The sequence below is a fragment of the Stenotrophomonas sp. 89682_Sma genome (assembly GCF_056481405.1).
The window spans coordinates 830,479-855,690 of record NZ_CM151147.1; the positions used below are offsets into that span (position 1 = coordinate 830,479).

26 protein-coding genes are annotated in these 25,212 nt (G+C 67.7%); 13 read left to right on the forward strand and 13 right to left on the reverse strand.

Features of this window, described 5'->3' with window-relative positions; translation table 11 throughout:
* Positions 1 to 137: 137 nt before the first annotated feature.
* Positions 138 to 995 carry a peptide chain release factor N(5)-glutamine methyltransferase gene (gene prmC / locus ACZK29_RS03715; protein ID WP_459047820.1) on the forward strand — a complete coding sequence of 286 codons (858 nt, stop codon included), beginning with the start codon at positions 138 to 140 and terminating at the stop codon, positions 993 to 995.
* 48 nt (positions 996 to 1,043) lie between these two features.
* Positions 1,044 to 1,985, forward strand: coding sequence for a prolyl aminopeptidase (pip, locus tag ACZK29_RS03720; protein WP_014646006.1), 942 nt, complete (start codon positions 1,044 to 1,046; stop codon positions 1,983 to 1,985).
* A gap of 580 nt (positions 1,986 to 2,565) precedes the next feature.
* On the opposite strand, the gene ACZK29_RS03725 is transcribed toward pip, so the two are convergent.
* Positions 2,566 to 3,450, reverse strand: a complete 885-nt coding sequence (locus tag ACZK29_RS03725; protein WP_164147668.1) for a LysR family transcriptional regulator — start codon at positions 3,448 to 3,450, stop codon at positions 2,566 to 2,568.
* Between the two features lie 106 nt (positions 3,451 to 3,556).
* Between ACZK29_RS03725 and ACZK29_RS03730 the strand changes: the two genes are divergently transcribed.
* Positions 3,557 to 4,975 carry an MFS transporter gene (locus tag ACZK29_RS03730; RefSeq protein WP_164147406.1) on the forward strand — a complete coding sequence of 473 codons (1,419 nt, stop codon included), beginning with the start codon at positions 3,557 to 3,559 and terminating at the stop codon, positions 4,973 to 4,975.
* The gene (locus tag ACZK29_RS03735; protein WP_459047818.1) at positions 4,972 to 5,643 is read left to right on the forward strand and encodes a DUF7716 domain-containing protein; all 672 of its coding nucleotides are present in this window, start codon (positions 4,972 to 4,974) and stop codon (positions 5,641 to 5,643) included. Before ACZK29_RS03730 ends, ACZK29_RS03735 begins: the two co-directional genes overlap by 4 nt.
* A 93-nt stretch (positions 5,644 to 5,736) precedes the next feature.
* Here ACZK29_RS03735 and ACZK29_RS03740 read toward each other — a convergent pair whose 3' ends face one another.
* From ACZK29_RS03740 to ACZK29_RS03755, 4 genes are read right to left on the reverse strand one after another with little or no spacing between them, the layout of a single operon-like run.
* Entirely contained in the window at positions 5,737 to 6,534 is a 798-nt protein-coding gene (locus ACZK29_RS03740; protein ID WP_111205165.1) for an N-formylglutamate amidohydrolase, read from the reverse strand.
* Positions 6,527 to 7,081, reverse strand: a complete 555-nt coding sequence (locus ACZK29_RS03745) for an NUDIX hydrolase (RefSeq protein ID WP_111205164.1) — start codon at positions 7,079 to 7,081, stop codon at positions 6,527 to 6,529. Before ACZK29_RS03745 ends, ACZK29_RS03740 begins: the two co-directional genes overlap by 8 nt.
* Positions 7,078 to 8,013: a 5'-3' exonuclease gene (locus tag ACZK29_RS03750; RefSeq protein ID WP_478446696.1), complete on the reverse strand. Its 936-nt coding sequence runs from the start codon at positions 8,011 to 8,013 to the stop codon at positions 7,078 to 7,080. Before ACZK29_RS03750 ends, ACZK29_RS03745 begins: the two co-directional genes overlap by 4 nt.
* Entirely contained in the window at positions 8,010 to 8,591 is a 582-nt protein-coding gene (locus ACZK29_RS03755) for a nitroreductase family protein (protein WP_478446697.1), read from the reverse strand. The genes ACZK29_RS03750 and ACZK29_RS03755 overlap by 4 nt, the downstream gene beginning before the upstream one ends.
* A 331-nt stretch (positions 8,592 to 8,922) precedes the next feature.
* Here ACZK29_RS03755 and ACZK29_RS03760 point away from each other — a divergent pair, with 331 nt between their 5' ends.
* Both ACZK29_RS03760 and ACZK29_RS03765 read left to right on the forward strand, forming a co-directional pair.
* The gene (locus ACZK29_RS03760) at positions 8,923 to 11,244 is read left to right on the forward strand and encodes a DUF1631 domain-containing protein (protein ID WP_459047816.1); all 2,322 of its coding nucleotides are present in this window, start codon (positions 8,923 to 8,925) and stop codon (positions 11,242 to 11,244) included.
* A 51-nt stretch (positions 11,245 to 11,295) separates the two neighbouring features.
* Positions 11,296 to 12,375 carry an NAD(P) transhydrogenase subunit alpha gene (locus ACZK29_RS03765; protein WP_111205161.1) on the forward strand — a complete coding sequence of 360 codons (1,080 nt, stop codon included), beginning with the start codon at positions 11,296 to 11,298 and terminating at the stop codon, positions 12,373 to 12,375.
* 79 nt (positions 12,376 to 12,454) lie between these two features.
* Here the strand turns inward: ACZK29_RS03765 and ACZK29_RS03770 are convergent, their stop codons facing one another.
* From ACZK29_RS03770 to ACZK29_RS03780, 3 genes are read right to left on the reverse strand one after another with little or no spacing between them, the layout of a single operon-like run.
* A complete protein-coding gene (locus ACZK29_RS03770) occupies positions 12,455 to 12,916 on the reverse strand; it encodes a DUF3106 domain-containing protein (protein ID WP_111205160.1) in 462 nt (153 codons plus the stop codon).
* Positions 12,917 to 12,919: 3 nt separating this feature from the next.
* The gene (locus ACZK29_RS03775; RefSeq protein ID WP_478446698.1) at positions 12,920 to 13,246 is read right to left on the reverse strand and encodes a hypothetical protein; all 327 of its coding nucleotides are present in this window, start codon (positions 13,244 to 13,246) and stop codon (positions 12,920 to 12,922) included.
* Positions 13,243 to 13,827 (reverse strand): RNA polymerase sigma factor, encoded by a 585-nt coding sequence (locus tag ACZK29_RS03780; protein ID WP_478446699.1) that lies wholly within the window; start codon positions 13,825 to 13,827, stop codon positions 13,243 to 13,245. The genes ACZK29_RS03775 and ACZK29_RS03780 overlap by 4 nt, the downstream gene beginning before the upstream one ends.
* Before the next feature lie 98 nt (positions 13,828 to 13,925).
* Here ACZK29_RS03780 and ACZK29_RS03785 point away from each other — a divergent pair, with 98 nt between their 5' ends.
* Together ACZK29_RS03785 and ACZK29_RS03790 are read left to right on the forward strand one after the other, a co-directional pair.
* Positions 13,926 to 14,246: an NAD(P) transhydrogenase subunit alpha part 2 gene (locus ACZK29_RS03785; RefSeq protein WP_262094889.1), complete on the forward strand. Its 321-nt coding sequence runs from the start codon at positions 13,926 to 13,928 to the stop codon at positions 14,244 to 14,246.
* On the forward strand, positions 14,243 to 15,703 hold the full coding sequence (locus ACZK29_RS03790; RefSeq protein WP_005412324.1) for an NAD(P)(+) transhydrogenase (Re/Si-specific) subunit beta: 1,461 nt from the start codon (positions 14,243 to 14,245) through the stop codon (positions 15,701 to 15,703). Before ACZK29_RS03785 ends, ACZK29_RS03790 begins: the two co-directional genes overlap by 4 nt.
* A 132-nt stretch (positions 15,704 to 15,835) precedes the next feature.
* Here ACZK29_RS03790 and ACZK29_RS03795 read toward each other — a convergent pair whose 3' ends face one another.
* Entirely contained in the window at positions 15,836 to 16,255 is a 420-nt protein-coding gene (locus tag ACZK29_RS03795; protein WP_059033210.1) for a hypothetical protein, read from the reverse strand.
* Positions 16,256 to 16,377: 122 nt separating this feature from the next.
* On the opposite strand from ACZK29_RS03795, the gene sufT reads away from it, so the two are divergent.
* The 3 genes from sufT (at position 16,378) to ACZK29_RS03810 (ending at position 20,278) form a co-directional block, all read left to right on the forward strand.
* Positions 16,378 to 16,929, forward strand: a complete 552-nt coding sequence (sufT, locus tag ACZK29_RS03800; protein ID WP_012479222.1) for a putative Fe-S cluster assembly protein SufT — start codon at positions 16,378 to 16,380, stop codon at positions 16,927 to 16,929.
* 59 nt (positions 16,930 to 16,988) lie between these two features.
* Positions 16,989 to 18,083 (forward strand): branched-chain amino acid aminotransferase, encoded by a 1,095-nt coding sequence (locus ACZK29_RS03805; RefSeq protein WP_049428774.1) that lies wholly within the window; start codon positions 16,989 to 16,991, stop codon positions 18,081 to 18,083.
* Between the two features lie 452 nt (positions 18,084 to 18,535).
* Positions 18,536 to 20,278: a S8 family peptidase gene (locus ACZK29_RS03810; RefSeq protein WP_111205157.1), complete on the forward strand. Its 1,743-nt coding sequence runs from the start codon at positions 18,536 to 18,538 to the stop codon at positions 20,276 to 20,278.
* 120 nt (positions 20,279 to 20,398) lie between these two features.
* Here ACZK29_RS03810 and ACZK29_RS03815 read toward each other — a convergent pair whose 3' ends face one another.
* The 3 genes from ACZK29_RS03815 to wrbA all read right to left on the reverse strand — a co-directional run bounded on the left by ACZK29_RS03815 (position 20,399) and on the right by wrbA (position 21,889).
* Complete coding sequence (locus ACZK29_RS03815) at positions 20,399 to 20,884, reverse strand: asparaginase domain-containing protein (protein ID WP_010481766.1); 486 nt, start codon at positions 20,882 to 20,884, stop codon at positions 20,399 to 20,401.
* Between the two features lie 79 nt (positions 20,885 to 20,963).
* Positions 20,964 to 21,299 (reverse strand): DUF2069 domain-containing protein, encoded by a 336-nt coding sequence (locus ACZK29_RS03820; protein ID WP_094000359.1) that lies wholly within the window; start codon positions 21,297 to 21,299, stop codon positions 20,964 to 20,966.
* A complete protein-coding gene (gene wrbA / locus ACZK29_RS03825) occupies positions 21,296 to 21,889 on the reverse strand; it encodes an NAD(P)H:quinone oxidoreductase (protein WP_005408181.1) in 594 nt (197 codons plus the stop codon). Before wrbA ends, ACZK29_RS03820 begins: the two co-directional genes overlap by 4 nt.
* A gap of 77 nt (positions 21,890 to 21,966) precedes the next feature.
* On the opposite strand from wrbA, the gene ACZK29_RS03830 reads away from it, so the two are divergent.
* Together ACZK29_RS03830 and ACZK29_RS03835 are read left to right on the forward strand one after the other, a co-directional pair.
* Positions 21,967 to 23,241: a YihY family inner membrane protein gene (locus tag ACZK29_RS03830; protein WP_049428781.1), complete on the forward strand. Its 1,275-nt coding sequence runs from the start codon at positions 21,967 to 21,969 to the stop codon at positions 23,239 to 23,241.
* Positions 23,238 to 23,810 carry a TlpA family protein disulfide reductase gene (locus ACZK29_RS03835; RefSeq protein ID WP_111205156.1) on the forward strand — a complete coding sequence of 191 codons (573 nt, stop codon included), beginning with the start codon at positions 23,238 to 23,240 and terminating at the stop codon, positions 23,808 to 23,810. The genes ACZK29_RS03830 and ACZK29_RS03835 overlap by 4 nt, the downstream gene beginning before the upstream one ends.
* Positions 23,811 to 24,353: 543 nt before the next feature.
* On the opposite strand, the gene ppk2 is transcribed toward ACZK29_RS03835, so the two are convergent.
* Positions 24,354 to 25,136, reverse strand: coding sequence for a polyphosphate kinase 2 (ppk2, locus tag ACZK29_RS03840; RefSeq protein ID WP_111110805.1), 783 nt, complete (start codon positions 25,134 to 25,136; stop codon positions 24,354 to 24,356).
* Between the last annotated feature and the right edge of the window lie 76 nt (positions 25,137 to 25,212).

A 25,212-nucleotide genomic window follows, 5' to 3' on the forward strand; every position in this document is an offset into this window, starting at 1 on the left:
ATGCCCTCTGGCATAACCTGAACGGATTCCGGCTTTTGTAGAGCCGAGCCTACGCTCGGCTGCGGACCTGTAGAGCCGAGCCTACGCTCGGCTGTTCCAGAGGCAGCCGAGCATCGGCTCGGCTCTACAATTGCGGCATGTCTGTCAAAACCGAACCCTCCCTGCGCCAGGTGGTGGCCGAGGCCAGCGCCCGACTCGGCGGCGTTGAAGCCCGCCATGAGGCGGAACTGCTGCTGCTGCATGTGCTTGAGCGCCCGCGCAGCTGGCTGTTCGCGCACGCTACCGATCCGCTGGCCGCCAATGACCAGGCCGCATTCGAGGCGTTGCTGGCACGCCGCGTGGCCGGCGAGCCGGTGGCCTACCTGACCGGCCGCCGCGGCTTCTGGACGCTGGACCTGGAGGTCGACCCGGCCACGCTGATCCCGCGTCCGGAAACCGAGCTGCTGGTCGAGCTGGCACTGGAGCGACTACCGCCAGATCAGCCGCTGCAGTTGGCTGATCTGGGCACTGGCAGCGGTGCGATCGCCCTGGCACTGGCCAGCGAACGGCCGCAGGCGCAGGTGCTGGCCACTGACGCCAGCCCGGGCGCGCTGGCCGTCGCCGCGCGCAACGCCGCGCGCCATGAACTGCGCAACGTGCGCTTCGCCGAGGGCGGGCACGACTGGTATGCGCCGCTGCAGGGCGCGCGTTTCGACCTGATTGCAAGCAACCCGCCGTACATCGCCAGCGACGACCCGCACCTGGAACAGGGCGACCTGCGCTTCGAACCAGCTACCGCGCTGGCCTCCGGCGTCGATGGCCTGGATGACATCCGCCGTATCGTCGACGGTGGCCAGGCCCACCTGCGGCCCGAGGGCTGGCTGTTGATCGAGCACGGTTGGGACCAGGGCGCGGCGATCCGTGCGCTGTTCGACGCCGCGGGATTTGTCGAGGTGCAGACCGCACAGGACCTGGAGCAGCGCGACCGCATCACCCTGGGCCGGCGTCCGGCCTAGAATGGAGGTTCTCCTGCCCCGGCAGGGCATCACCCTGGAGCTGCAAGCATGCGTACGCTGTACCCCGCCATCACCCCCTACGACGTCGGCACCCTGAAGGTCGATGACCGCCACACGCTGTACTTCGAACAGTGCGGCAATCCGGACGGCAAGCCGGTGGTGATGCTGCACGGTGGACCGGGCGGCGGCTGCAGCGACAAGATGCGCCAGTTCCACGACCCGTCCAAGTACCGCATCATCCTGTTCGACCAGCGCGGCGCCGGCCGTTCCACCCCGCATGCGGACCTGGTGGACAACACCACCTGGGATCTCGTTGCCGACATCGAGAAGCTGCGCGAGCATCTCAAGGTCGATCGCTGGCAGGTGTTCGGTGGCAGCTGGGGCTCGACCCTGGCGCTGGCCTACGCCGAAACCCACCCGCAGCGCGTGACCGAACTGGTGCTGCGTGGCATCTTCATGCTGCGCCGCTGGGAACTGGAGTGGTTCTACCAGGAAGGCGCCAACCGCCTGTTCCCGGATGCGTGGGAGCACTACCTGAAGCCGATCCCGTCGGTGGAGCGTCATGACCTGATCTCGGCCTTCCACCGTCGCCTGACCAGTGACGACGAGACCACCCGCCTGGAAGCGGCCAAGGCCTGGGCGGTGTGGGAAGGCGCGACCAGCTTCCTGCATGTCGATGATGACTTCATCAACAGCCACGAAGACCCGCATTTCGCGCTGGCGTTCGCCCGCATCGAGAACCACTACTTCGTCAACGGCGGCTTCTTCGAAGTGGAAGACCAGCTGCTGCGCGACGCGCACCGCATCGCCGATATTCCGGGCGTGATCGTGCACGGCCGCTACGACGTGGTCTGCCCGCTGGCCAACGCCTGGGACCTGACCAAGGTCTGGCCGAAGGCGAAGCTGGAAATCACCCCGGCCTCGGGCCACTCGGCGTTCGAGGCCGAGAACGTGGACGCGCTGGTGCGCGCTACCGATAGCTTCGCCTGATCGGTAGCGCCGGGCCATGCCCGGCGAGGGGTCAGATCCCTTTCCCACGGAAAGGGCTCTGACCCGTGCGGAATCATCCACGCATGGCGTGGATCTACCGTGCTTCGCCGATCAGTAGAGCCAGGCCATGCCTGGCTGCTCCTGCTCTGTATCCTCATCCACGCATGGCGTGGATCTACCGTGCTTTGCCGATTGGTAGAGCCAGGCCATGCCTGGCTGCTCCTGCTCTGTATCCTCATCCACGCATGGCGTGGATCTACCGTGCTTCGCCGATCAGTAGAGCCAGGTCATGCCTGGCTGCTCCTGCTCTGTATCCTCATCCACGCATGGCGTGGATCTACCGTGCTTCGCCGATCAGTAGAGCCAGGCCATGCCTGGCAGCTCCTGCTCTGTATCCTCATCCACGCATGGCGTGGATCTACCGTGCTTCGCCGATCAGTAGAGCCAGGTCATGCCTGGCTGCTCCTGCTCTGTATCCTCATCCACGCATGGCGTGGATCTACCGTGCTTCGCCGATCGGTAGAGCCAGGCCATGCCTGGCTGCTCCTGCTCTGTATCCTCATCCACGCATGGCGTGGATCTACCAGTTCCCGGCCAGCAACGCGTCAGCCAGCACCTGCAGTTTCGGTGAGTGCTGCCGCGACGGCGGGTAGATCAGCGACAGCGCGCGGCTGCGGCCTTCAAACGGCTGCAGCACGCGCTGCAGGCGGCCATCGGCCAACGCGTCGGCCACTGCGAAATCCATTACCTGCACGATGCCGATACCGGCGATGGCCGCTTCCACCAGCGGATCGCCGCTGTCGAACACCATCCGCGTCGGCGGCGTGAACTCGCGCAGTTGCCCGTCCTGCAGGAACTGCCAGTCCACCAGCCGGCCACTGCGCAGGTTGCGCACCGCCAGGCACGCGTGGCCCTGCAACGCCGCCACATCGTCCGGTGCGCCACAGCGGGCCAGGTAGTCCGGGCTGGCCACTGTCACCCAGCGCAACGGCCGCAGCGGGCGCGCGACGATACGCTGGTCGGCGATGACGCCGGTGCGCAGCGCGGCATCGAAGCCTTCCTCGACCAGATCGACCAGGCGGTCGCTCAGCACCGCTTCCACCTGCAGCTGCGGATGCTGTTGCAGCAACGGTGCCAGCATCGGCACCAGCACCTTGCGCCCGAACATCGATGGTGCACTGATCTTCAAGGTGCCCGAGGGCGTGCACGGACGGTCGGCCAACAAGCGTTCGGCATCCTCGAAACCACACAGCAGGGGCGCGACCTGATCGACGAACTGGCGGCCATCCGGGGTCAGCGCCACGTTGCGGGTGTTCCGCTGCAGCAGCTTCACCCCCAGCGTGGCCTCCAGCCGACCGATCGCGCGCGACAGGCCCGACTGGCTCAGGCCCAGCTGCCCTGCGGCGACGGTGAAACTGCGGGCTTCGGCCACCTGCACCAGCATGCGCACCGCATTGAGGTCCATCGACATTCCATTCATGCTGAAAATCATGACAGATATGGCCGAGAAGGGGTTTATTGATTGCTCTGCATCAATGAGACTGCGCTCCCCCCACTGCCCCCGCCCGCCGATGCCTCCCCTCAAGTACCCGCGCTGGGCGCTGACCCTGCTGGCCACCGCCCAGCTGATCATCGCCCTGGACGCCACCATCATCTTCGTCGCCCTGCATGACATGGGCCGTGCGCTGCAGATCAACGCGCAGCAGCTGCAGTGGGTGGTCAGCGCCTACACCGTGGCCTTTGGTGGCAGCCTGCTGCTGGGGGGGCGTGCCGCCGATCTGATCGGGCGCCGTCGTTTCTACCGGCTGGGCATGCTGCTGTTCGCACTGGCGTCGCTGCTCGGTGCGCTGGCGCCGAATGCCACGCTGCTGATCATCGCGCGCGCGGCACAGGGCATCGGCGCGGCACTGCTGTTCCCGGCCACGCTGGCACTGATCAACACGCTGTACGCGGAAGGTCCGGTGCGCAACCGCGCGCTGGCGATCTGGAGCATGGCCAGCGCGGTGGGCCTGGCGCTGGGCACGCTGCTCGGTGGCGTGCTGACCCAGGCGTTCGGCTGGCCGGCGGTGCTGGCGGTAATCGTGCCGCTGGCCACCGCCTGTGCGGTCGCCGCAGGCGCGTGGTTGCCGGCCGATGGTCCGCAGGTGCGCGGCCGCTCCTTCGACCTGGCCGGTTGCCTCACCGTCACCGCCGGCGGCAGTCTGCTGGTCACCACCCTGGTGCAAGGGCCGGAGTGGGGCTGGACTGCACCGGCCACGCTCATCTGCCTGCTGCTTTCAGCGGTACTGCTGACGGTCTTCGTGCAGATCGAAAAGCGCAGCCGTGACCCGCTGATGCAGTTTTCGCTGTTGCGCCTGCCGGGCCTGCGCGCGGCACTCGGCCTGACCTTCGCCTTCATGAGCAGCTATGGCGTGCAGTACTACTTCCTGGCGCTGTACTTCCAGGATGGCTACGGCTGGAGCCCGCTGCAGGCTGGCATGGCTTTCCTGCTGCCGACACTGGTGTGCACCTTCGGCATCCGTATTGCCGAGCGCATGTTGCGGCATCGTTCACCAAGGCAGGTGCTGGCCTGGGGCTTCGCCGCGGGTGCCGTCGGCATCGCTGCGGTGGCGCTGGCGATGCCGCATGGCGCCGGTTACTGGCCGCTGCTGCCGGGGATCGTGGTGCTCAGCGTGGGCCAGGGCATGAGCTGGACAGCAATGTGGATCGTGGCCGGGCAGGGTGTGCCGGGTCCGCAGCAGGGTGTGGCGTCCGGCATGGCGGCCACTGCACAGCAGATTGGCGGCGCGTTGGGGCTGGCGGTGCTGGTGATGGTGGCCAACGCCGCGCGCGGCACGCAGGCGGCAACCAGTGCCGATGCCCTGCAGGGCATGGTCCATGCCCAGTACGGCGCCGCGCTGTTCGCCGCGCTTGGGGTGGTGATCGCGCTGGGCCTGCGCCCGGCGCCGGTAGACTCGGCTGCGACCGCCTGCCTGAGCACCGACGCATGATCGAACTGCTGGACCTGCAACAGGCCCTGCATGCCTTCGCAGCCTGCAACGACGACGATGAGGTGTGGAACGCCTTCGGCTGGGTGATGACCAGCGACGAGAACCTGCTGGCAGCACGGTTGTGGTTGCCGTCATCCAGTGATGAAGCGCTGGATGACGACGGCGAGCGATCGGCCGCGTCGGCAGCGATGGGGCTGTTCCCGTATCTGGAACCGGCCACGTTTGCCGACGTGCTGGACGTGCAGAAGAGGCAACGCCCGCTGTCGTCCGTGCAGGACTACGCGCAGGCGCTGGCGTACTACGCCGAGTACGACGCGTTCCGGCAGGTCGAGGGCATCGACGAGGCCCTGGGCGAAGCGGAAGCTGCGGAACAGGCGGCTGCGCGCGAGGCGGGTGTGGGCACAGGCATCTTCGCGTCCTTCGACTTGGCGCTGCGCGCGTGCCCGGGAGTGCAGGTCAAAGCCGCAGCCCAGCGCGTGGCGCGCCTGCTGGATATTCCGGTGGGCGAGGCGTTGGCGCGCTGCCGCGCGTTGCCGCTACTGCTGGGTGAAGCGCTGGATCGGCGCCGTGCGCAGGCGATCAAGGATGACTTCGCCGACATCGGCGCGACGCTGCAGGTGCAGGGTTTCAAACCGTTCCCGTGGATGGAGGTTCCAACGTTGCGGTAGTGCCGGCCGCTGGCCGGCAATGCAATGATCCAACTACCCTGAGGTTGCCGGCCAGCGGCCGGCACTACCGATCCGGGATGGATCCACGTGCGCTCAACCGAACGCCAGCAATTCCGGCTGCAATGCGCTGAAGATCCGCGCCAGCCGCTCCGCCCACGCCTGCTGCCCGGCCACGTCGGCAATCAGGTCCTGGCGGATCTCCAGCTCCACGTGCACCAGGCCACGGCCTTCGCCATGCACCGGCACCGCGTAGTCACTGGTACTGCTGACCGAATACGGCTCATTGTCACCCACCACCAGGTCGCCTTCGTCGCGCAGTGCCTGCAGCAGCGCATGGGCAAAACGCGTGTCCTGGTGGTACAGCACGCCGGCATGCCACGGCCGCTGCATGCCGTTCATCGCCGGGGTGAAGCTGTGCATCATCACCAGCAGGGTGGGGCGGCCTGCATCACGGCGTGCATCAAGCTCGGCGTCGATGCGCGCGTGGTAGGGCGCGTGGATCGCTTCGATGCGTTGTTGCCGCTGCGCTGCCGACAGCCCGGCATTGCCTGGCACCACCGTGTGGTCGCTCACTTCCGGAATCAGCGTTGGCGACGCCAGCGGGCGGTTGCAGTCGATCAGCAGCCGCGAATAGGTCTGTTCGATCGCCCAGGCATCCAGCCGTTCGGACAGTGCACGGGTGGTGCCGGCAATGCCGATGTCCCAGCCGATATGGCGGTCCAGTTCGGCCTGCGGCAGGCCCAGGCCTGCGAGGACGCGCGGCACCCGCTGGCCGGCATGGTCGGCCAGCAGCAGGAACGGCGAGGCGCCCTGCGGCCGGTGGATCGTGTGGATCGCCGGGTCGTCTGCGCCCAGCAGCGCAGGCAGCGCGTGCAGATCGGCGTCAGCCACGCGGGCGTCCGTCCAGATGGTGCTCGATCATCCACAGCCCGGCCCAGAGCTTGGCATCCAGCTCGTAGCCTTCGCCCATTTTCTGTACCAGCCAGGCTGCCGCCCGAGCACGCGGAATCTCGTGCACGATGATGTCTTCGCTGTCGTCACCACCGCCCTCGCCAACGCGGCGCAGGCCGGTGGCACGCACGAAGGCGATCTTCTCGCTGCTGGCGCCGGAGGAGGTCGGGCCGATCAGCAGCACTTCGGCGTGATCGGCGGTCCAGCCGGTTTCTTCCTCCAGTTCGCGCACGGCCGAAACTTCGATCGATTCGCCTGCATCGATGTCGCCGACCAGGCCGGCCGGCATCTCGATGGTGGGCGCCTGCAGCGGCACGCGGAACTGTTCGACGAACAGCACGTTGTCGTCAGGGGTGACGGCGATGATGATCGCGGCCAGGCCACCGGCATGGGTACGCTCGCTGTACTCCCAGGTGCCGCGCACCAGCATGCGCTGGTACTTGCCTTCATAGACGACGCGCGGGGCTTCGGTGTTGCGCTGGCTCATGCGGGCTCGCTGTGGGTGGGAAGAATATCGGGCACGCCGGCGGCATCGAACAGCCGGCGGCGGGTCATCGGGCCGAAGCGCAGGGTCTGGCACAGGCCGCCGAGCAGCTCGGGATCGGCGGTCTGGCGCAGCAGCCCGGCTTGGCTGCCTTCCAGCGGCGCGTCCAGCGCGATGGTGGTCAGCTGGCGCCAGAGCAGGGCGTGCTCGCGCTGTTCGCGCAGGCGCACGGCCATCTGCGCGGCACCGCGCAGGCGCAGGAACGGCACTTCGTCCAGGCGTTCGTACAGCGCGTCCATGCTGCCGAAATGGGCCAGCAGCACGGCGGCAGACTTGCTGCCGACGCCACTGACACCGGGAATGTTGTCCACCGCGTCGCCACACAGCGCCAGGTAATCGGCGATCTGGTGCGCGTGCACGCCGTGCCGTGCCTTCACCCCGGCCACGTTCCAGCGCTGGTTGCGTGCGTAGTCCCACTGTTCGTCGTGGTCCAGCAGCAGCTGCGACAGGTCCTTGTCGGCGGAGATGATCACGCCGCGGTGGCTGCCACGATGCACATGCAGGGCGCTGCCGATCAGGTCATCGGCCTCGTATTCGTGGTGGGCCAGAACGGCAAGGCCCAACGCTGCGCACAGCGCCTTGCAGTGCACGAACTGGCGCTTGAGCGCCTCCGGCGCCGGGTCGCGGTTGGCCTTGTAGGCCGGGTACAGGCGGTGGCGGAAGCCACTGTCCAGTGCTTCGTCGAAGGCGATGGCGATGTGACGCGGGCGCTCGCGCTCGAGCAGGTCCAGCAGGAAGCGGGCAAAGCCGTGCACGGCATTGGTCGGCCAGCCCTGCGCGTCCTGGAACTGGTCCGGCAGCGAGTGCCAGGCGCGGAACACGTAGATGCTGGCGTCGACCAGGTACAGCGACGGCGGTGGTACCGGCAGGGTCATGCCGGAGGCGTCCAGTCGCGCAGCAGGGCGGCCGGGTCCGGGCGCTCGCGCTCGGGCACGGCGGCCTTCGGCGTGCCGATATGGATGAAACCGGCGATGCCTTCGCCCTCGGCCAGGCCCAGGTAGGCGCGCACGGCGGGGTCGAAGGCCATCCATGCAGTCAGCCACTGCGCGCCGAAGCCCAGCGCCTGTGCGGCCTGCAGCAGGGCGAAGCAGACGCAGCCGGCGGTCATCAGCTGCTCCTGTTCGGGCACCTTCGGGTCCGGGCGTGGGCTGGCCACCACCACGATCACCAGCGGCGCATGGCTGAATCGCTGGCGGTCCTTTTCGAACACGGCCTCGCCGGCGTGCGGGTCGCGTTGGCGGCTGCGCTCGGCCAGGAAGTCGCCCAGAGTGTGACGTGCATCGCCGGCGATCTTCAGGAAGCGGAACGGCACGCGCTTGCCGTGATCGGGCACGCGCACGGCCGAAGCCAGCATCCGCTGCAGGGTGGCCGGGTCCGGGCCGGGCTCGGCCAGTTGCCGCGAAGGCACGGAGCGGCGGGCATCCAGGGCGAGCAGGGCGGCGGGGTCGGGCATGGAGTCTGAACCGGTCATCACGGAGGTTTGATTATAGTCGGGATGGTCAAAGACACCGTCTGTGTCGCGTCTGGCCGTTGAATACCAAACTGTGATGAACGTCATGCCACTGGCGGGAAACGGGCGGCCGCTTCCCCTCGCCTCGCAGGCCTTGCACGGCTTACGATATCTACCTTGCCGGGCCGCCGGTCATGAGGTTTGAAGTGAGGACTGTTTCACTGTCCGTGACGGGCTGGCCGGCCTACCATCGACGTACCGGTACATGGGGTGTGCCGGTTGTCGCGATGTCCACGTTGTCTGTCGTACCAGAGAAGGTGGGGAGCCTTCCCGAATGATGAGCGCGCCCACACCGATGGGGTCGCCGGGCCGTGACCCGGCCCAGCTCCAGCTTGCCCGGGACATGGTCCTGCCCGCGCTGTGCCAGGCCTTTGGCGCCGCACTGGCGCGCTTCGACGATGCCCTGTTCGATCGGGCCGGCAATGCCGGTTCGTCGCAGCTGCTGTTCCTGGATGCGATGCGAGAACTGCGCCGCCGCCGCGAGGACATTGCCGGTGCCTTCTCTGGCCACCTGCAGCGGGCCTGGGATGCGCTGGCCAGTGGTGAGCCCATGTCGGCCGAATCGACGCTGTCCGGCCCAGCCGAGGATGGCCTGAGCCTGCTGGCGGAGCACGTGCTGGAGTCGCGGCTGGCGGTGCGCAATTTCGCCACCGTGCTGCTGCGCGACTTCAAGCCGGTGCTGGCGCGGCTCGACCGCCGCCTGGGCCGTCTGATCGGCGGCGCCGAACTGGATGCCGACCATAATCCCATCAGCCCCGAACACCTGGGCGTGGCCATCCACGAAGCCTTTGCCGGCTGCGAACTGGCTCCGGAAGTGCACCTGGTGCTGATCAAGCTGTGCGAGCGCGACCTGCGCGCGCCGGTGGGCCGCATCTACGAGAAGCTGGACGAGCAACTGGCCGCGGCCGGGGTGATGTCGCAGATGGGGGCGCCGCGGCGTCCACTGTCCGCTGCACCCGACCCGCGCATGGCCTCGGGCCTGGATGACCTGGTGGAGCAGCGCGCGGGCACGGGCCTGGATGGCGAATTCAGTGATGACGAGCAGGCCGCACCGGCCTGGGCGCAGCGCTTTGCCGCGCGCTGGTCCGAGCGGCGTGGCCACATGCAGCAGCACCTGGGCGCCGAAGACGGCGGCACCGGCGAGGCCCATGCGGGCCAGCAGGGCATGCTGCTGGAGGCGCTGCACGAACTGCTGCAGCAGACCCGCCACGTGCGCGAGGACGCGACGTCGGCCGCACAGGTGGCGATCGGCCAGCAGCGTCCGCTCAGCCAGCGCGAGATGATGTCGGTGCTGTCGCTGCTGCAGGCCACGCCCAGTGCGACCCTGCGCGCGGCGATCGGCGAGGACGGCGAATCACTCGCGCAGCGGTTGAAGAGCGAAGTGCTGTCCAGCGCCACCCGCCTCGGTGTCGATCCGGGCCAGACCCGGCTGGACCCGCAGGACGAGGATGCGATCGATCTGGTGGGCATGCTGTTCGACGTGATGCTGGACGAGCGCGAACTGGAAGGCCGCTCGCGCGAGCTGATCGGCCGCCTGGTGGTGCCGTTCGTCAAGGTCGCCATGCTCGACCGCCGTATGTTCGTGCAGAAGACCCATCCAGCGCGCAAGCTGCTCAACTCGCTGGCCGAGGCCTGCGAAGGCAACACCGGCGAAAGCCAGGCCGAGCGCATGCTGATGGCCAAGGTCGAGGAGATCATCGAGCGCCTGGTCGCCGAGTTCAACGAGAACCTGGCGATCTTCCTGACCCTGGAAGAGGAATTCCGCGAGTTCCTCGTGCAGCATCGCCGCCGCGTGGAAATCGCCGAACGCCGCGCCGCCGAGACGCAGCGAGGCCAGGAAAAGCTGGAAATGGCCCGTACCCGTGCCGGTGCCGAGCTGGACCGCCGCATCGGTGATGCCACCCTGCCGCCGGCCATCGCCGAATTCCTGCGCCAGCCGTGGCAGCACCACCTGACCTTGGCGCTGCTGCGCGAGGGTGAGGAGGGCGCGTCGGTGGCCGAGGCCCTGAGCCTGGGCGACGGCCTGCTGGAGGAAGTGGCCGAGGCCCGCCGCCAGATCGTCGGCAAGCCGTGGCTGCAGGCCTGGCAGCCGGTGCTGGCCAAGGTATTCGCCAGCGTGGGTGTGCACGGCGATGCGGCAACCGGAGCGGTCGACGCGCTGCATGACACGTTGCAGGGCATTGCCGAATCGCGGCCGGAACTGCAGCGCGCACTGCCCGAGCTGCCGCAGGTGGCACTGCCGACCCCGCCGGTGGCCGAATCGCCGGCGGTGGAATTGAGCGGCCAGATCGATGCCGACGATTTCGACAACGCCGACGCTGATCGCTTCCGTCGCATGGAGATCGGCAACTGGCTGGACTTCGTCGACAAGGACGGCAAGGTGCAGGCCGGCAAGTTGTCCTGGGTCAGCCCGATTTCCTCGCGCCTGCTGTTCGTCAACCGTCGTGGCGTGCGCTTCTGCGTGGCCTCGCCGGAAGAACTGGCAGTGATGGTGCGGCTGGGACGTCTGCGCGCCCATGTGGATGATGGTGCATTCGACAGCGCCATGCAGGGCGTGATCGATCGGCTGGACCCGGGCAGCGCCACGCTGCACTGAGTGGAGCCGCCTGCTAGGATCGGGAAAACTCACCGATCAGCGGGGACCTGCATGGCCGTGGCGTTGCTGGGGATCAAGGAGACCGCGCCGGGCGAACGGCGCGTGGCGCTGACGCCGGAGACCGCGCGCAAGCTCGGCGCCCTGGGCATCACTGTCTGGTACGAGCCCGGCGCCGGACTGGCCGCGGGTTTCACCGATGCGGCGTATGACGATGCTGGTGCCCGCGCGTTCGATGCCAGCCGCTGGGCCGAAATCGACATACTGTTGTGCGTGCAGGCGCCGGCGGCGGCGGTGCTGGAACAGCTCACGCCGGGTGCCAGCGTGGTTGGCCTGTTGACTCCTGCCAGTGATCCGGCCCTGGCGGCACTGGCTGCCGATGACCGCCTGCACCTGTTCCCGCTGCAGCAGCTGCCGCGCACCACCCGTGCGCAGGCGATGGACGTGCTCAGTTCGCAGGCCGGCATGGCCGGTTACAAGGCCGCGCTGATCGCCGCCGAACGCGCACCCCGTTTCTTCCCGATGCTGACCACCGCTGCCGGCACCGTGCGTCCGGCCAAGGTGCTGGTGATCGGTGCTGGCGTGGCTGGGCTGCAGGCGATTGCCACCGCGCGCCGTCTCGGTGCGCAGGTGGAAGGCTTCGACGTGCGCCCGGAGACCCGCGAGCAGATCCAGTCACTGGGCGCGCGCTTCCTCGACCTGGGAGTGAGCGCGGCCGGCGAGGGCGGTTACGCGCGTGCGTTGACCGATGACGAACGTGCCGAGCAGCAGCGCCGCCTGGCCGACCACCTGCGCAGCGTCGATGTGGTGATCTGCACCGCGGCGGTGCCGGGCCGCCCGGCGCCGACCATCGTCACCGCTGCCATGGTGGAAGGCATGGCCACCGGCAGCGTGATCGTGGACCTGGCCGCCGAGAGTGGCGGCAACTGCGCACTGACCCGGCCGGGGCAATGCATCGAACACCAGGGCGTGACCATCGACGGCCCGTTGGGTCTGGCCAGTCGCGGCGCGACCCAGGCCAGCGAAATGTATGCGCGCAACCTGCTGAACTTCGTCGCGCTGTTCGTGCGCGAGGGGCAGCTGGCGTTCGACTGGGAAGACGAGTTGCTGGCCAAGACACGCTGGCTGGCGTGAGTCGGTAGATCCACGCCATGCGTGGATGAACGGCCCTGTGTGCGGACCAAGGTCCGCACCCACCCTGCGGATGCCGGCGTTACCGCGGCTTCGCCGGCGGCGGGTTCTCGCGCACCCAGTCCTTGCGCTGTTCCGGCGTCATCTGCGACCAGCGCTCGCGCAGTGCGTCGCGCTGCGCGGGCGGCAGTTCCCGCATCTGGCCGAACAGGGCCCGGGCCTGCTCACGCTGTTCCGGGCTCATGTGCTCGAAGCGGCGCAGGCCACGGCGGGCCTTGTCGCGCTCCTCCGGGCTCATCGTCTGCCAGCGCTGGCCATGCGAGAGCATGCGCTGGCGCTGGCCGGCATCGGCGCTGTTCCAGCGGTCGCGCAGTGGCGCCAGCAGCGATTCCCGCTGCGCTTCGCTCAACTGTTCCCAGGCCGGCAGCGGCGTGGCCGGCGCAGGGCGTGCCGCAGGGGCGGGCGCGGCGCTCTGCGCCAGCGCCGGGAGGGCCGGCAGCAGCAACAGGGTCATCAGCAGGGGCAGGGTGTGCAGTCGGGACATGATTCACTCCATCGCCAGGTCGGTATCGCCCAGCCACAGGTACAGATCGGGATTTTCGTCGTAGAGCGCGCTGTTGTCTTCCACCGAGGCCAGCACAGGTGCCGGCGCGGGGCCCGTCAGCGTGCCATGGCCAGTGAACTGCAGGCCGATACCCAGCGCCACCACCAGTGAACAGGCGCTGGCCAGCCACCAGCGCAGGCGCCCGTGCCGGGTCGCGCTGGCGCCGTGTCGGGCCTGGCGCAGGCGTGCCAGTGTGGCCGGCGACAGCGCGTGCAGCGACTGCGCGTGCAGGCTGCGCAGGGTGTCATCGGAAGGCAGGGAGAGGTTCACGGGTGGATCTCCAGGTAGTCCTGCAGCGCCTGCCGGGCGCGTGCCAGATGGGTTTTTACCGCGCCTTCGCTGCAGCCCATGGCGCGGGCGGTGGTGGCCCCGTCCAGGTCCTGCAGCACGCGCAGGGTGAAGGCCTCGCGCTGGCGGGTGGGCAGGCGGCGCAACGCGTCCACCAGCTGCTGGTACTGCTGGCGCTGTTCATGCGCCTGTGCCGGGTCCGGGCCGGGATCGGCCCAGTCGATCTCGCCGCCTTCCGCGTCCTGGTTGTCGCGCCAGAACGGCAGGCGGAAGCGGCGCCGGCGCTGCACGTCGATCACGCGCCGGCGCAGGATGCTCCAGAACAGCGGCGCCCACTCGGCTGCCGGCTTGTCGGCGTAGTCCAGCATGCGCAGCAGCGCGTCCTGCACCGCGTCCATGGCGTCGTCGCGCTGGCGCAGGCCAGCCTCGGCGAAACGGAACGCACGCGGGCCGACGCTGGCCAGGAACGCTTCCAGCGACGCCGGCAGGGCATCGGTCTCGGCGCTCGGGGGGACAGGGCTGCTCACCAGCACAGGGTACGGTTCCTCGCTCGGGGTCACCATCGACAACGCGTGAGCGCGGCTTCGGTTGACCGTGGGCGCGCGCGGGGTTCAGCCCGTGGTTATGATGGGCCGACGAAGACAGAGCGGGAGCGTTGCCAGTGAGTGACGGGTTCGTAGCGCTGTACATCTTCATGCTGGCGGCCATCGCCGGCCACGTGATCATTTCGCGGGTGCCGGTGATCCTGCATACCCCGCTGATGTCGGGATCCAACTTCATCCATGGCATCGTGCTGATCGGCGCGATGGTGGTGCTGGGACACGCGCAGACGCCGCTGGAGAAAGCCCTGGGCTTCCTCGCCGTGGTGCTGGGTGCCGGCAATGCGGCCGGTGGCTACGTGGTCACCGCGCGCATGCTGGAAATGTTCAAGCCGAGCGCGCCCAAGGGTGCCAGGGACGAACCGAAGGAGCCGCAGGCTTGAACATCAGCACCGTCGAACTGCTCGACTGGCTGGTCAAGGCCAGCTACCTCGTCGCCGCCACGTTGTTCCTGCTCGGCCTGCAGCGCATGGCCTCGCCGCTGACCGCGCGCAGCGGCATCCGCTGGGCCGGGCTGGGCATGCTGCTGGCTACGGCGGCGACCTTCTTCCTGCCCGAACTGCACAACGTGCCGCTGATCCTGGTGGCGCTGCTGCTTGGCGCGGGCCTGGCCTGGTGGTCGGCCGGCAAGGTCGCCATCACCGACATGCCGCAGATGGTGGCGCTGTACAACGGCATGGGCGGTGGCTCGGCGGCGGCGATCGGCGCGGTGGAGCTGCTGCGCTACGCCTTCCTTGCCAACCGCGATACCAGCCACTGGAGCGCGCAGGCGCTGGCCGATCTGGCCGCGCGCCAGCCGTCGGGCACGGTGCTGCTGCTGGCGGTGGTCGGCGCAGCGATCGGCGCGGTGTCGCTGTCCGGCTCGGTGATCGCCTGGGCCAAGCTGGATGGACGCCTGGACAAGCGCGTGACCTGGCCGGGCCAGCAGGTGATGAACCTGCTGGTGGCGCTGGCGGTGGTGGTACTGGCGATCATCGCCGCCAGCACGCTCAGCACCTGGGCGATCGTCGCCTTCTTCGTACTTGCGCTGGCGCTGGGCGTGCTGATGACGCTGCCGATCGGTGGCGCCGACATGCCGGTGGTGATCTCGCTGTACAACGCGTTCACCGGCCTGGCGGTGTCGTTCGAAGGTTACGTGCTGGGCAACGAAGCATTGATCATCGCCGGCATGATGGTCGGCGCGGCGGGCATCCTGCTGACCCGGCTGATGGCCAAGGCGATGAACCGGCCGATCCGCAACGTGCTGTTCTCCAACTTCGGCGGTGGTGCTGGTGGCGAAGCGCAGGCGATCAGCGGCTCGCAGAAGCCGATCGAGGCGGCTGACGTCGCAGCGATGATGGCCTTCGCCGAGCGCGTGGTGATCGTGCCTGGCTACGGCATGGCCGTGGCGCAGGCGCAGCACAAGATCTGGGAACTGGCGCAGCGGCTGGGCCAGCGCGGGGTCAAGGTGAAGTTCGCGATCCACCCGGTGGCCGGGCGCATGCCCGGGCACATGAACGTGCTGCTGGCCGAAGCGGGCGTGCCCTACGACCTGATCGCGGACATGGACGACATCAACCCGGAGTTCGCCAACACCGACGTGGTGCTGGTGATCGGCGCCAACGACGTGGTCAATCCGGTCGCACGCACCGATCCGGCCAGCCCGATCTACGGCATGCCGGTGCTGGACGTGGTCAATGCGCGCAACGTGGTGGTGATCAAGCGCGGCAAGGGCACGGGCTTCGCGGGCATCGAGAATGCGCTGTTCTACGCCGACAACACCCGCATGCTGTATGGCGACGGTGCCGAAGCGGCAGCCTCGCTGGTCAGCGAGTTGAAGGCGCTCGACGGCGGGCATTGAGGACCGGGGTCGGATCCCTTTCCGCAGGAATGGGCTCTGATCCCTTTGCCGGCCAGCGGCCGGCACTACCATCCCATCCATGCATGCGTGGATCTACCTGCATGTCCCCGGCGGGCGTGGCAACCGGCGCGCTCAGCGCGCCAGCCAGGCGCCCACGGCCAGGCCCAGCGCCAGCCACAGCCACTCCACCGCGCCATTGGCCAGGGTGATCAGGGTCCAGGCCAGGTGCGGGCCCATCCGCATCGTGGCGTCCCACAGGTCCAGCCCGATCGAGCCGCCCATCCAGGCGCTGGCGATGGCCCAGTTGGCCACGGCGGCCACCAGCAGGGTGCCCACCACGACCAGCACGATGCGCAGCAGGCCCGGGCCGAGCGTACCCATGCGCAGCATGAACACCAGTTCCAGGGCGGTCAGTACCGCCATCCAGCCGACCTGCCGGCCGGTCATCAGTGCCAGCACCATCCAGGCAAGGGGAGCAACAACCAGGCCCAGCAACAGCATGATGGGCCAGAGCCAGGTTACGGTCCTGGCACGCGCGGCATTGGAGGACATCGAAGCTCCCTGAAGATCACCCACAGGATACTGTGGTTTGCGGCGGTGCACCGGCGGCAGCAGGGCGGCTGGGCTAGAATGCCGTCTTGCGTGGCCCCGGCCACGTCCCCATATCGGTCCCCATGTATTCCCGTAGCAGCGAACCTGTCCACTTCGAACGCGATTGCGAGGCCGTGATGGTCCCGCAGGGCGATACCGTGACCCTGCCCGCCGGCAGCTATGGGTACATCACCCAGGCGCTGGGCGGCAGTTATTCGGTGTTCGTCGAGGGCAACCTGTTCCGCATCGCCGGCAAGGACGGCGACGCCATCGGCAAGGAGGCACCGGCACCGCTGGAACTGCCTGCCGATGCCACCGATGAACAGGTGGAACAGCTGGTGTGGCAGCAGCTGCGCACCTGCTTCGATCCGGAAATTCCGGTGAACATCGTCGAACTGGGCCTGGTCTACGAAGTCGAGATCAAGCACCTGGATGAAGGCCAGCGCGAGATCGACGTGAAGATGACCCTGACCGCACCGGGCTGCGGCATGGGCGACATCCTGGTCGACGACGTGCGCAGCAAGCTTGAAATGATCCCGACGGTGGCCGAGGCCGACGTCGACCTGGTGTTCGACCCGCCGTGGAACCAGCACATGATGTCCGAGGCGGCCCGGCTCGAGACCGGCATGCTTTGACCCAGGGCCCGCAGTGACGCGGGCCCGGCACTACCCGCAACCAGAACAGGAATCCTCCGGTGTCCCAGTCCATTCCCAGCTTCGCCGTCACCCGTTCGGACCACCCGCGCAGCGCTGAAGAGCGCGCCCAGATCCTGGAGAAGCCGGGCTTCGGCCTGCACTTCACCGATCACATGGTGGAAGTGCGCTGGGACAAGGATGCCGGCTGGCACAACGCCAACGTGCGTGCCTATGGCCCGCTGCAGCTGGACCCGGCCGCGGCCGTGCTGCACTACGGCCAGGAAATCTTCGAAGGCATCAAGGCCTACCGCCATGCCGATGGCTCGATCTGGACCTTCCGCCCGGATGCCAACGGCCGTCGCCTGCAGCGTTCGGCACAGCGCCTGGCGCTGCCGGAACTGCCGGTGGAGATCTTCGTCGAATCGCTGAAGCAGCTGATCGCCGTGGACAGCGCCTGGGTGCCGTCGGCCGATGAGTCCAGCCTGTATTTCCGTCCGTTCATGATCGGCGATGAAGCCTTCCTCGGCGTGCGCGGCGCGCACAAGGCCGGTTACTACGTCATCGCCAGCCCGGCCGGCCCGTACTTCGCCAAGGGCGTTGCCCCGGTGTCGATCTGGCTGTCCACCGAATACGCGCGTGCAGCCAAGGGCGGCACCGGTGCGGCCAAGTGTGGTGGCAACTACGCCGCCTCGCTGCTGCCGCAGCAGAAGGCGCAGGCGCAGGGCTGCTCGCAGGTGCTGTTCCTCGACCCGGTCGAAGGCAAGTACCTGGAAGAACTGGGCGGCATGAACGTGTTCCTGGTCTACAAGGACGGCACCCTGGTCACCCCGGAACTGTCGGGCAGCATCCTCGAAGGCATCACCCGCGAGAGCATCCTGCAGCTGGCCCGCGACCGTGGCATGAAGGTCGAAGAGCGCAAGGTCACCATCGATGAGTGGAAGCAGGGCGTGACCTCCGGCGATATCGCCGAAGTGTTCGCCTGCGGTACCGCTGCGGTGGTCACCCCGATCGGCCAGCTGAAGGGCGAGGGCTTCTCGGTGGGCGACATCAACGCCCCGGCCGGCGAAGTGACCATGTCGCTGCGCAAGGAACTGACCGATATCCAGTACGGCCGCCTGCCGGACCGCCACAACTGGCTGGTCAAGCTGGGCTGATCGCCCACGGCCCCCTGTAGAGCCGAGCCCACGCTCGGCTGCTTTTCCGGAAAGCCCGTCCCCGTGACGGGCTTTCTGCGTTTTGGGGCCTGGGGTCAGATCCCTTTTCCGTGGGAAAAGGGATCTGACTCCGGATCTGCGGACGCCGATGTCGGCAAAGTCATTCCAGGACACGTGACGACCCAGTCAGGTCTGTGCAGGACACGAGAAAGTTCCTTCACCTTCACAAACCCTCGACCCGAAAAGTCTCAGAACGAACATTTCATCTTGCTGAAAAGACGCTGAAAATCTTGTGGTGTCCGGTTTCGGCCTTTAGCGTCATCTGCACGGCGGATCGTTAGGGGGATCCGCTGACTCACCGGACTTCGAACCTCGCCAATGCAAGCCAGCCCACGGTTCGGGCCGGTGCTTCTGCCGATTCCGGCATTCACACCACAAGAAAGGGAAATACGATGTCCCAGGTAACGCAACCGCGTGTGCGTCGAGTGTGGGTGGTCCTTGGTGCGTCCGTTCTGTCATCGCTGCTGCTGGCCACGCCTGCGCTGGCCGGTGATGTCCAGCTTAGCGGCCTGCAGTCCGCGCCGACGCACCAGCGTTTCATCGTGAAGTACCGCGACGGCAGCGCCGCCGTGGCCAACACCAATGCGCTGGCTTCGTCGCTGAAGACGGCCGCCGCTGGCCTGGCCAGCAGCCAGGGCCGCGCGCTGGGCCTGCAGGAGGTCCGCAAGCTGGCCGTCGGCCCGACCCTGGTCAAGACCGACCGTCCGCTCGACCAGGCCGAATCCGAACTGCTGATGCGCAAGCTGGCCGCCGACCCGAACGTGGAATACGTCGAAGTCGACCAGATCATGCGCGCGACGCTGACCCCGAACGACACCCGCTTCAGCGAGCAGTGGGGCTTCGGTACGTCCAACGCGGGCATCAACATCCAGCCGGCCTGGGACAAGTCGACCGGCACCGGCGTGGTCGTGGCGGTGATCGACACCGGCATCACCAACCATCCTGACCTCAACGCCAACATCCTGCCCGGCTACGACTTCATCAGCGACGCAGCGATGGCGCGCGATGGTGGCGGCCGCGACAACAACCCGAACGATGAAGGCGACTGGTACGGCGCCAACGAGTGCGGCTCGGGCATCCCGGCCTCCAACTCCAGCTGGCATGGCACCCACGTCGCCGGCACCGTGGCGGCGGTGACCAACAATGCCAGCGGCGTCGCCGGCACCGCGTTCAACGCCAAGGTCGTGCCGGTGCGCGTGCTCGGCAAGTGCGGCGGTTACACCTCCGACATCGCTGATGCGATCGTGTGGGCATCCGGTGGCACCGTCAGTGGCGTGCCGGCCAATGCCAATCCGGCCGAGGTCATCAACCTCTCGCTGGGCGGTGGCGGCAGCTGCTCGACCACCTACCAGAATGCGATCAACGGCGCGGTCGGCCGTGGCACCACCGTGGTGGTCGCCGCCGGCAACAGCAACGCCAACGTGTCCAGCTCGGTGCCGGCCAACTGCCCGAACGTGATCGCGGTGGCGGCAACCACCTCGGCCGGTGCACGTGCCAGCTTCTCCAACTACGGCACCGGCATCGACATCTCGGCACCGGGCCAGAGCATCCTGTCCACCCTCAACACCGGCACCACCACGCCGGGCAGCGCAACCTACGCGTCGTACAACGGCACCTCGATGGCGGCGCCGCACGTGGCCGGCGTGGTCGCGCTGATGCAGTCGGTCGCTCCGAGCCCGCTGAGCCCGGCGCAGGTCGAGAGCATCATCAAGAGCACGGCACGTCCGCTGCCGGGCGCCTGCTCGGGTGGTTGCGGCGCCGGCATCATCGACGCCAATGCCGCCGTGGCTGCGGCGATCAACGGTGGCGGCAACCCGAACCCGGGTGGCAACGTGCTGCAGAACAACGTGCCGGTGACCGGCCTGGGGGCTGCGACCGGTGCCGAACTGAACTACACCGTTGCGGTTCCGGCCGGCAGCACCCAGCTGCGCGTGGCGATCAGTGGCGGCAGCGGTGATGCCGACCTGTACGTGCGCCAGGGCAGTGCCCCGACTGATACCACCTACACCTGCCGTCCGTACCTGAGCGGCAACAGCGAGACCTGCACCATCAACAGTCCTGCTGCCGGCACCTGGTATGTGCGGGTGAAGGCGTACAGCACCTTCTCGGGCCTGACCCTCAACGCCCAGTACTGAGCCCAAGCCCCTCTCCATGGGCACGCCCCGGCTTAGGCCGGGGCGTTCTTGCATGGGGCCGCGCGGTGGTGCGTGCCGCCGCGTCGTGGTGGGTGCCGACCTTGGTCGGCACACCGTTCCTCAGACCGACTCGAAACGGTTCGCGGCCACGTTCTTGCGCACGTGCTGCGGGTCGAAAATGCGGCCGTTCATGGCGATGTACACGCCGCTCGGCAGCGACTGCACCGCACCGATCGCGCAGCCGATGTTGAACTCCGCATCCGAACCACGGAAGCGCGCCGGGCTCAGCGCGCCGGTCATCACGATGGTCTTGTCCGGGATCGTTGCCAGCACCTTGCCGGTCTGCACCATCGAATCGGTGCCGTGGGTCACCAGCACGTGGCGGGTGGGCTGCGCGGCGATGGTGGCGCGGATCAGTTCGCGGTCTTCATCGTTGATGTGCAGCGAATCCTTGCGCAGGATCGGAATCACGTTGAAGCGGAACGTCACGCCCAGCTCGCGCAGGATCATGCCGATCTGCGGATCGCCGATCTGGTAGTCCGACTTGTCGTCGAAGTAGATCTTGTCGATCGTGCCACCGGTGGTGACGACCAGGAGCTCTTCCATCATGTGCATGCGCGAAACCAGGACAGGTACAGCGGCGCGGGGCCAGGAACGCAGATGATACGGCCCGGCGGGCGCAGCGTCAGCGTCGCTTGCCGAAGCGGGCACGCAGCCCGGGCAGGCTGGCGCTGAAGATCACCAGCAGCGCCAGGGCGATCTCGATCAGCGCCAGCCAGCGTGTTTCCGGGTGGCTCCAGGCGCTCATCACGCCGTGGCTGAACCAGCCCAGCGCCAGCACCGAAGCCCAGAAACCGGCCTTGCGCCAGCCCAGGCGCAGCGCAAAGGCCAGCGCCAGCGGCGGCGCGGTGAACACCAGCTGGGTGGCCAGCCAGTGCTTGTCATTGATGAACCAGCCTGCGAACAGCGCAGCCAGCCCCATCAGGGCCAACAGCAGGACCGTGCGCGGCGGCCGGTTCATCGGGCCAACCGCTGCGCGATGTCGGCCACCCGGCGGCCCAGCGCCCGCGCCAGCACGGCCTCGTCGTCGGTGGGCTGCGGGTCGTCGGCGGCTCCGGCCACGTGGCTGGCGCCATAGGGCGTGCCGCCACTGGTGGTGTGGCTCAGCGCCGGTTCGGTGAACGGGATGCCGACGATCACGCAGCCGTGGTGCAGCAGCGGCACCTGCATCGACAGCAGGGTCGATTCCTGCCCGCCGTGCATCGAGGCGGTGGAGGTGAACACGCCGGCCGGCTTGCCCGAGAGGGTGCCGTTGACCCATTCGGCGCCCAGCCCATCCAGGAAATGCTTGACCGGGGCGGCCATGTTGCCGAAGCGGGTGGGGCTGCCGAGCAGCAGGCCCTGGCACTCGACCAGGTCCTGCACGCTCACATAGGGGGCGCCATCGTCGGGTACAGGCGGCTGCGCGGTCTGGGTCACCGCGGCCACCGGCGGCACCGTGCGCAGGCGCGCGCTCATGCCCGGCACTTCGCCGATGCCCCGCGCGATCTGGCGCGCCAGCCGTGCCACCGAACCGCCCCGGCTGTAGTACAGCACCAGAATCTCGCCCATCGTGCCCGCTTCTCCTCGTCGTGTGGCCACCAGTATGGCTATCCTGCCAGCATTCCGCATCGGGTACCCTTCCACCGATGGAACCTTTGGATACGCTCAACCTGTGGATGGAGCGCGCGCGGGATCGCGCACGGGCCATCAGTTTCGGCCGCTTCCTGTGGCATCGCTTCCTCGACGACCGCCTGTTCCAGGCAGCGGCGGCGCTGGCGTACACCACGGTGTTCGCACTGGTGCCGCTGGCCATCGTGGTGTTCGGCGTGCTCTCGGCCTTCCCCGTCTTCGACCGCTGGAGCGACCAGCTCAGCGACTACGTCTTCTCCAACTTCGTGCCCAACGCCGCGCGCGCGGCCGAGGGCTACCTGCGGCAGTTCTCGGCCAGCGCCGGCCAGCTCACCGCCGCCGGCTTCATCGCGCTGGTGGTGTCACTGCTGATCACCCTCAACAGTGTTGAAGAGACCTTCAACCAGATCTGGCGGGTCGGCTCGACCCGGCCCAAGCTGACCCGCTTCCTGGTCTACTGGACCGTACTGACCCTGGGCGCGATGCTCGCTGCGGCTTCGCTGGCGGTGTCGGCGCGGGTGTTCGCGATGCCGCTGTTCGGTACCCAGGAGGGCCGCTGGCTGGCCGAACTGGCGCTGCGGCTGGCGCCGATCCTGATCGAGTTCGTGTGCATCACGCTGATGTTCCGGGTGGTGCCGCACCACACGGTGAAGTGGCGGCACGCGGTGCCCGGCGCGATCCTGGCGGCGGTGATCCTGGAGCTGGTGAAATGGGGCATCGGCGCCTACCTGGGCAGCTTCCAGTCCTACCAGAAGCTCTATGGCACGGTGGCCTTCGTGCCGATCCTGCTGCTGTGGATCTACCTGTGCTGGGTGGCGGTGCTGCTGGGCGCATCGCTGTCCTCGTCGATGGCGGCCTTCCGCTACCAGCCGGTGGAACTGCGCCTGCCGCAGGGCTACGAGTTCTATGGCCTGCTGCGCCTGCTGGGCCGCTTCCACCATGCACGTGCCAAGGGCAAGGGCCTGGCCGATGATGAAATCCTGCGGCTGGAGCCGATGCTGACCGATTCGCTGCTGCAGGACCTGGCCTGCAACCTGCAGGAGATCGGCCTGCTGCGCCGCGACGAGCGCGGCGAGTGGTTGCTGTCGCGCGACCTGGATCAGGTCAGCCTGGCCGATCTGTACGAATGCACCCAGCTGCGCATCCCGGTGGCCGAGCAACATCTGCCGTACCGGGACGACAGCCTGGGTCGCGCCGCACTGGCGGCGCTGGACGACCTGCGACTGCCCCTGCGCGAACGCCTCAAGCGCAAGGTCAGCGATATCTATACCGAATCTGGAGACATGCCATGACCCGCAAGACCCCGTTGCTGCTGCTCCCGCTGGCCCTGCTGTTGGCGCTGGCAGCCTGCAAGCCGGCGCAGGAGCCGACCCCGGCCAGCAGCCAGCCGCCGGCGCAGGCACCGACACCGAGCACGCCGGCACCGGTCGAGGAGACCCCGGCCGAACGCACCACCGCGGAGTTCCCGACGCTGAAGATGAAGGCGGTTGATGGCAGCGACTACGACCTGGCCGCGCACCGTGGCAAGTGGGTGGTGGTGAATTTCTGGGCGACGTGGTGTGCCCCGTGCCGCAAGGAAATGCCGGAGTTGTCGGCGCTGCATGCGATGCGCAGCAACATTGAAGTGGTCGGCCTGGCGTATGAGGACATCGAAGCGCCGGAGATGCAGGCATTCCTGACCAAGCATCCGGTGACCTATCCGATCGTGATCGTCGACCCGTTCGATCCGCCGGCCGATTTCGCCACGCCGCGCGGCCTGCCGCTGACGCACCTGCTGGACCCGCAGGGCAAGCTGGCGCACAGCTTCCTCGGCCCGGTGACGGCCGCCGACATCGAAAAGCAGATCGCTGCTGCCAGGTAGTGGGTTGGTCGGCAGGGCCTGCGGCCCTGCACCCGCTGAAACATTCAAGCAACGGCAACAGCAACAGCCAAAGTGCGATTTCCGTGTTGTGGCGGGGCGGTGTCGGAGTGCGGGGACGCCGCAAGTACGTCCATGTAGGCTTGGCAGCCGCATCCATGCGGCTGACACCCCGCACTCCGACACCGCCCCGCCTCTGACAGATTTCTGCGGCTGTTGGTGGGTGTCGACCTTGGTCGATACGTTAGATCCACGCCATGCGTGGATGAATCTCCATTGAGATCGAATATTTCGACAATCGAATGAAGAGCATCCACGCATGTCGTGGATCTGCTGCCGGTCGCGAGAATCTGTCGAAGGCGGGGTGGGTCCGGTTGCGGGGGCGTGAGCCGCATGGATGCGGCGACCGAGCTTACATGGACGTACTTGCAGCGTCCCCGCAACCGGACCCACCCCGCCTACCCACAGGTAACCCGCTTCTGCTTCGGCTGTTGCTGTTGCCTTGGTTCGTAGCAGGTGCAGGGCCGCAGGCCCTGCCGACCCACCCTATTCCTCGACCGGGAAATCCTCGATCGGCTTCAGCACGTCGTAGTGCTCGCGATGCAGCTTGCCTTTCAGCTTCGGCAGTTCCGGCAACGGTGCATCCACGCGCGTATCCGGCAGCCGGTCCAGCAGGTTGCGCACCAGCGTCAGCCGGCCCAGCCGCTGGTCGTTGAAATCCACCAGCGTCCACGGCGCCGCCTCGCGATGCGTCGCGCGCAGCATCGCCTCGCGGGCCTCGGTGTAGGCGCTGTACTTGCTTCGTGATTTCAGGTCCACCGGAGAGAGCTTCCAGCCCTTCAGCGGGTCGATATGACGTTCGGCGAAGCGCTTCTCCTGCTGCTCCTGGTCAACGCACAGCCAGTACTTGAACAGCAGGATGCCGTCGTCCACCAGCAGCTGTTCGAACACCGGCGCCTGGCGCAGGAACTGCTGGTACTCGGTTTCGCTGCAATAGCCCATCACCCGTTCGACGCCGGCACGGTTGTACCAGCTGCGGTCCATCAGCACGATCTCGCCGGCGGCCGGCAGGTGCGAAGCGTAGCGCTGGAAATACCACTGCGTGGCTTCACGGTCGGTGGGCTTGGGCAAGGCCACCACCCGGCACTGGCGAGGGTTGAGGTGCTGGCTGATGGCCTGGATCGCGCCGCCTTTGCCCGCCGTGTCGCGTCCTTCGAACAGCACCAGCAGGCGTTGCCCGCTGTGCTGCACCCAGCGCGCCATCGCCGTCAGTTCCAGCTGCAGTGGCAGCAGCAGTTCGTCGTACTCCTTGCGCTTGAGCTTGGCCATCGTCACACCACGCGGGAAGGAAGCCCGAGCGTAGCGCAGGTGGCGCTCAAACGATGTCGATGCCGGGTAGAGTCGA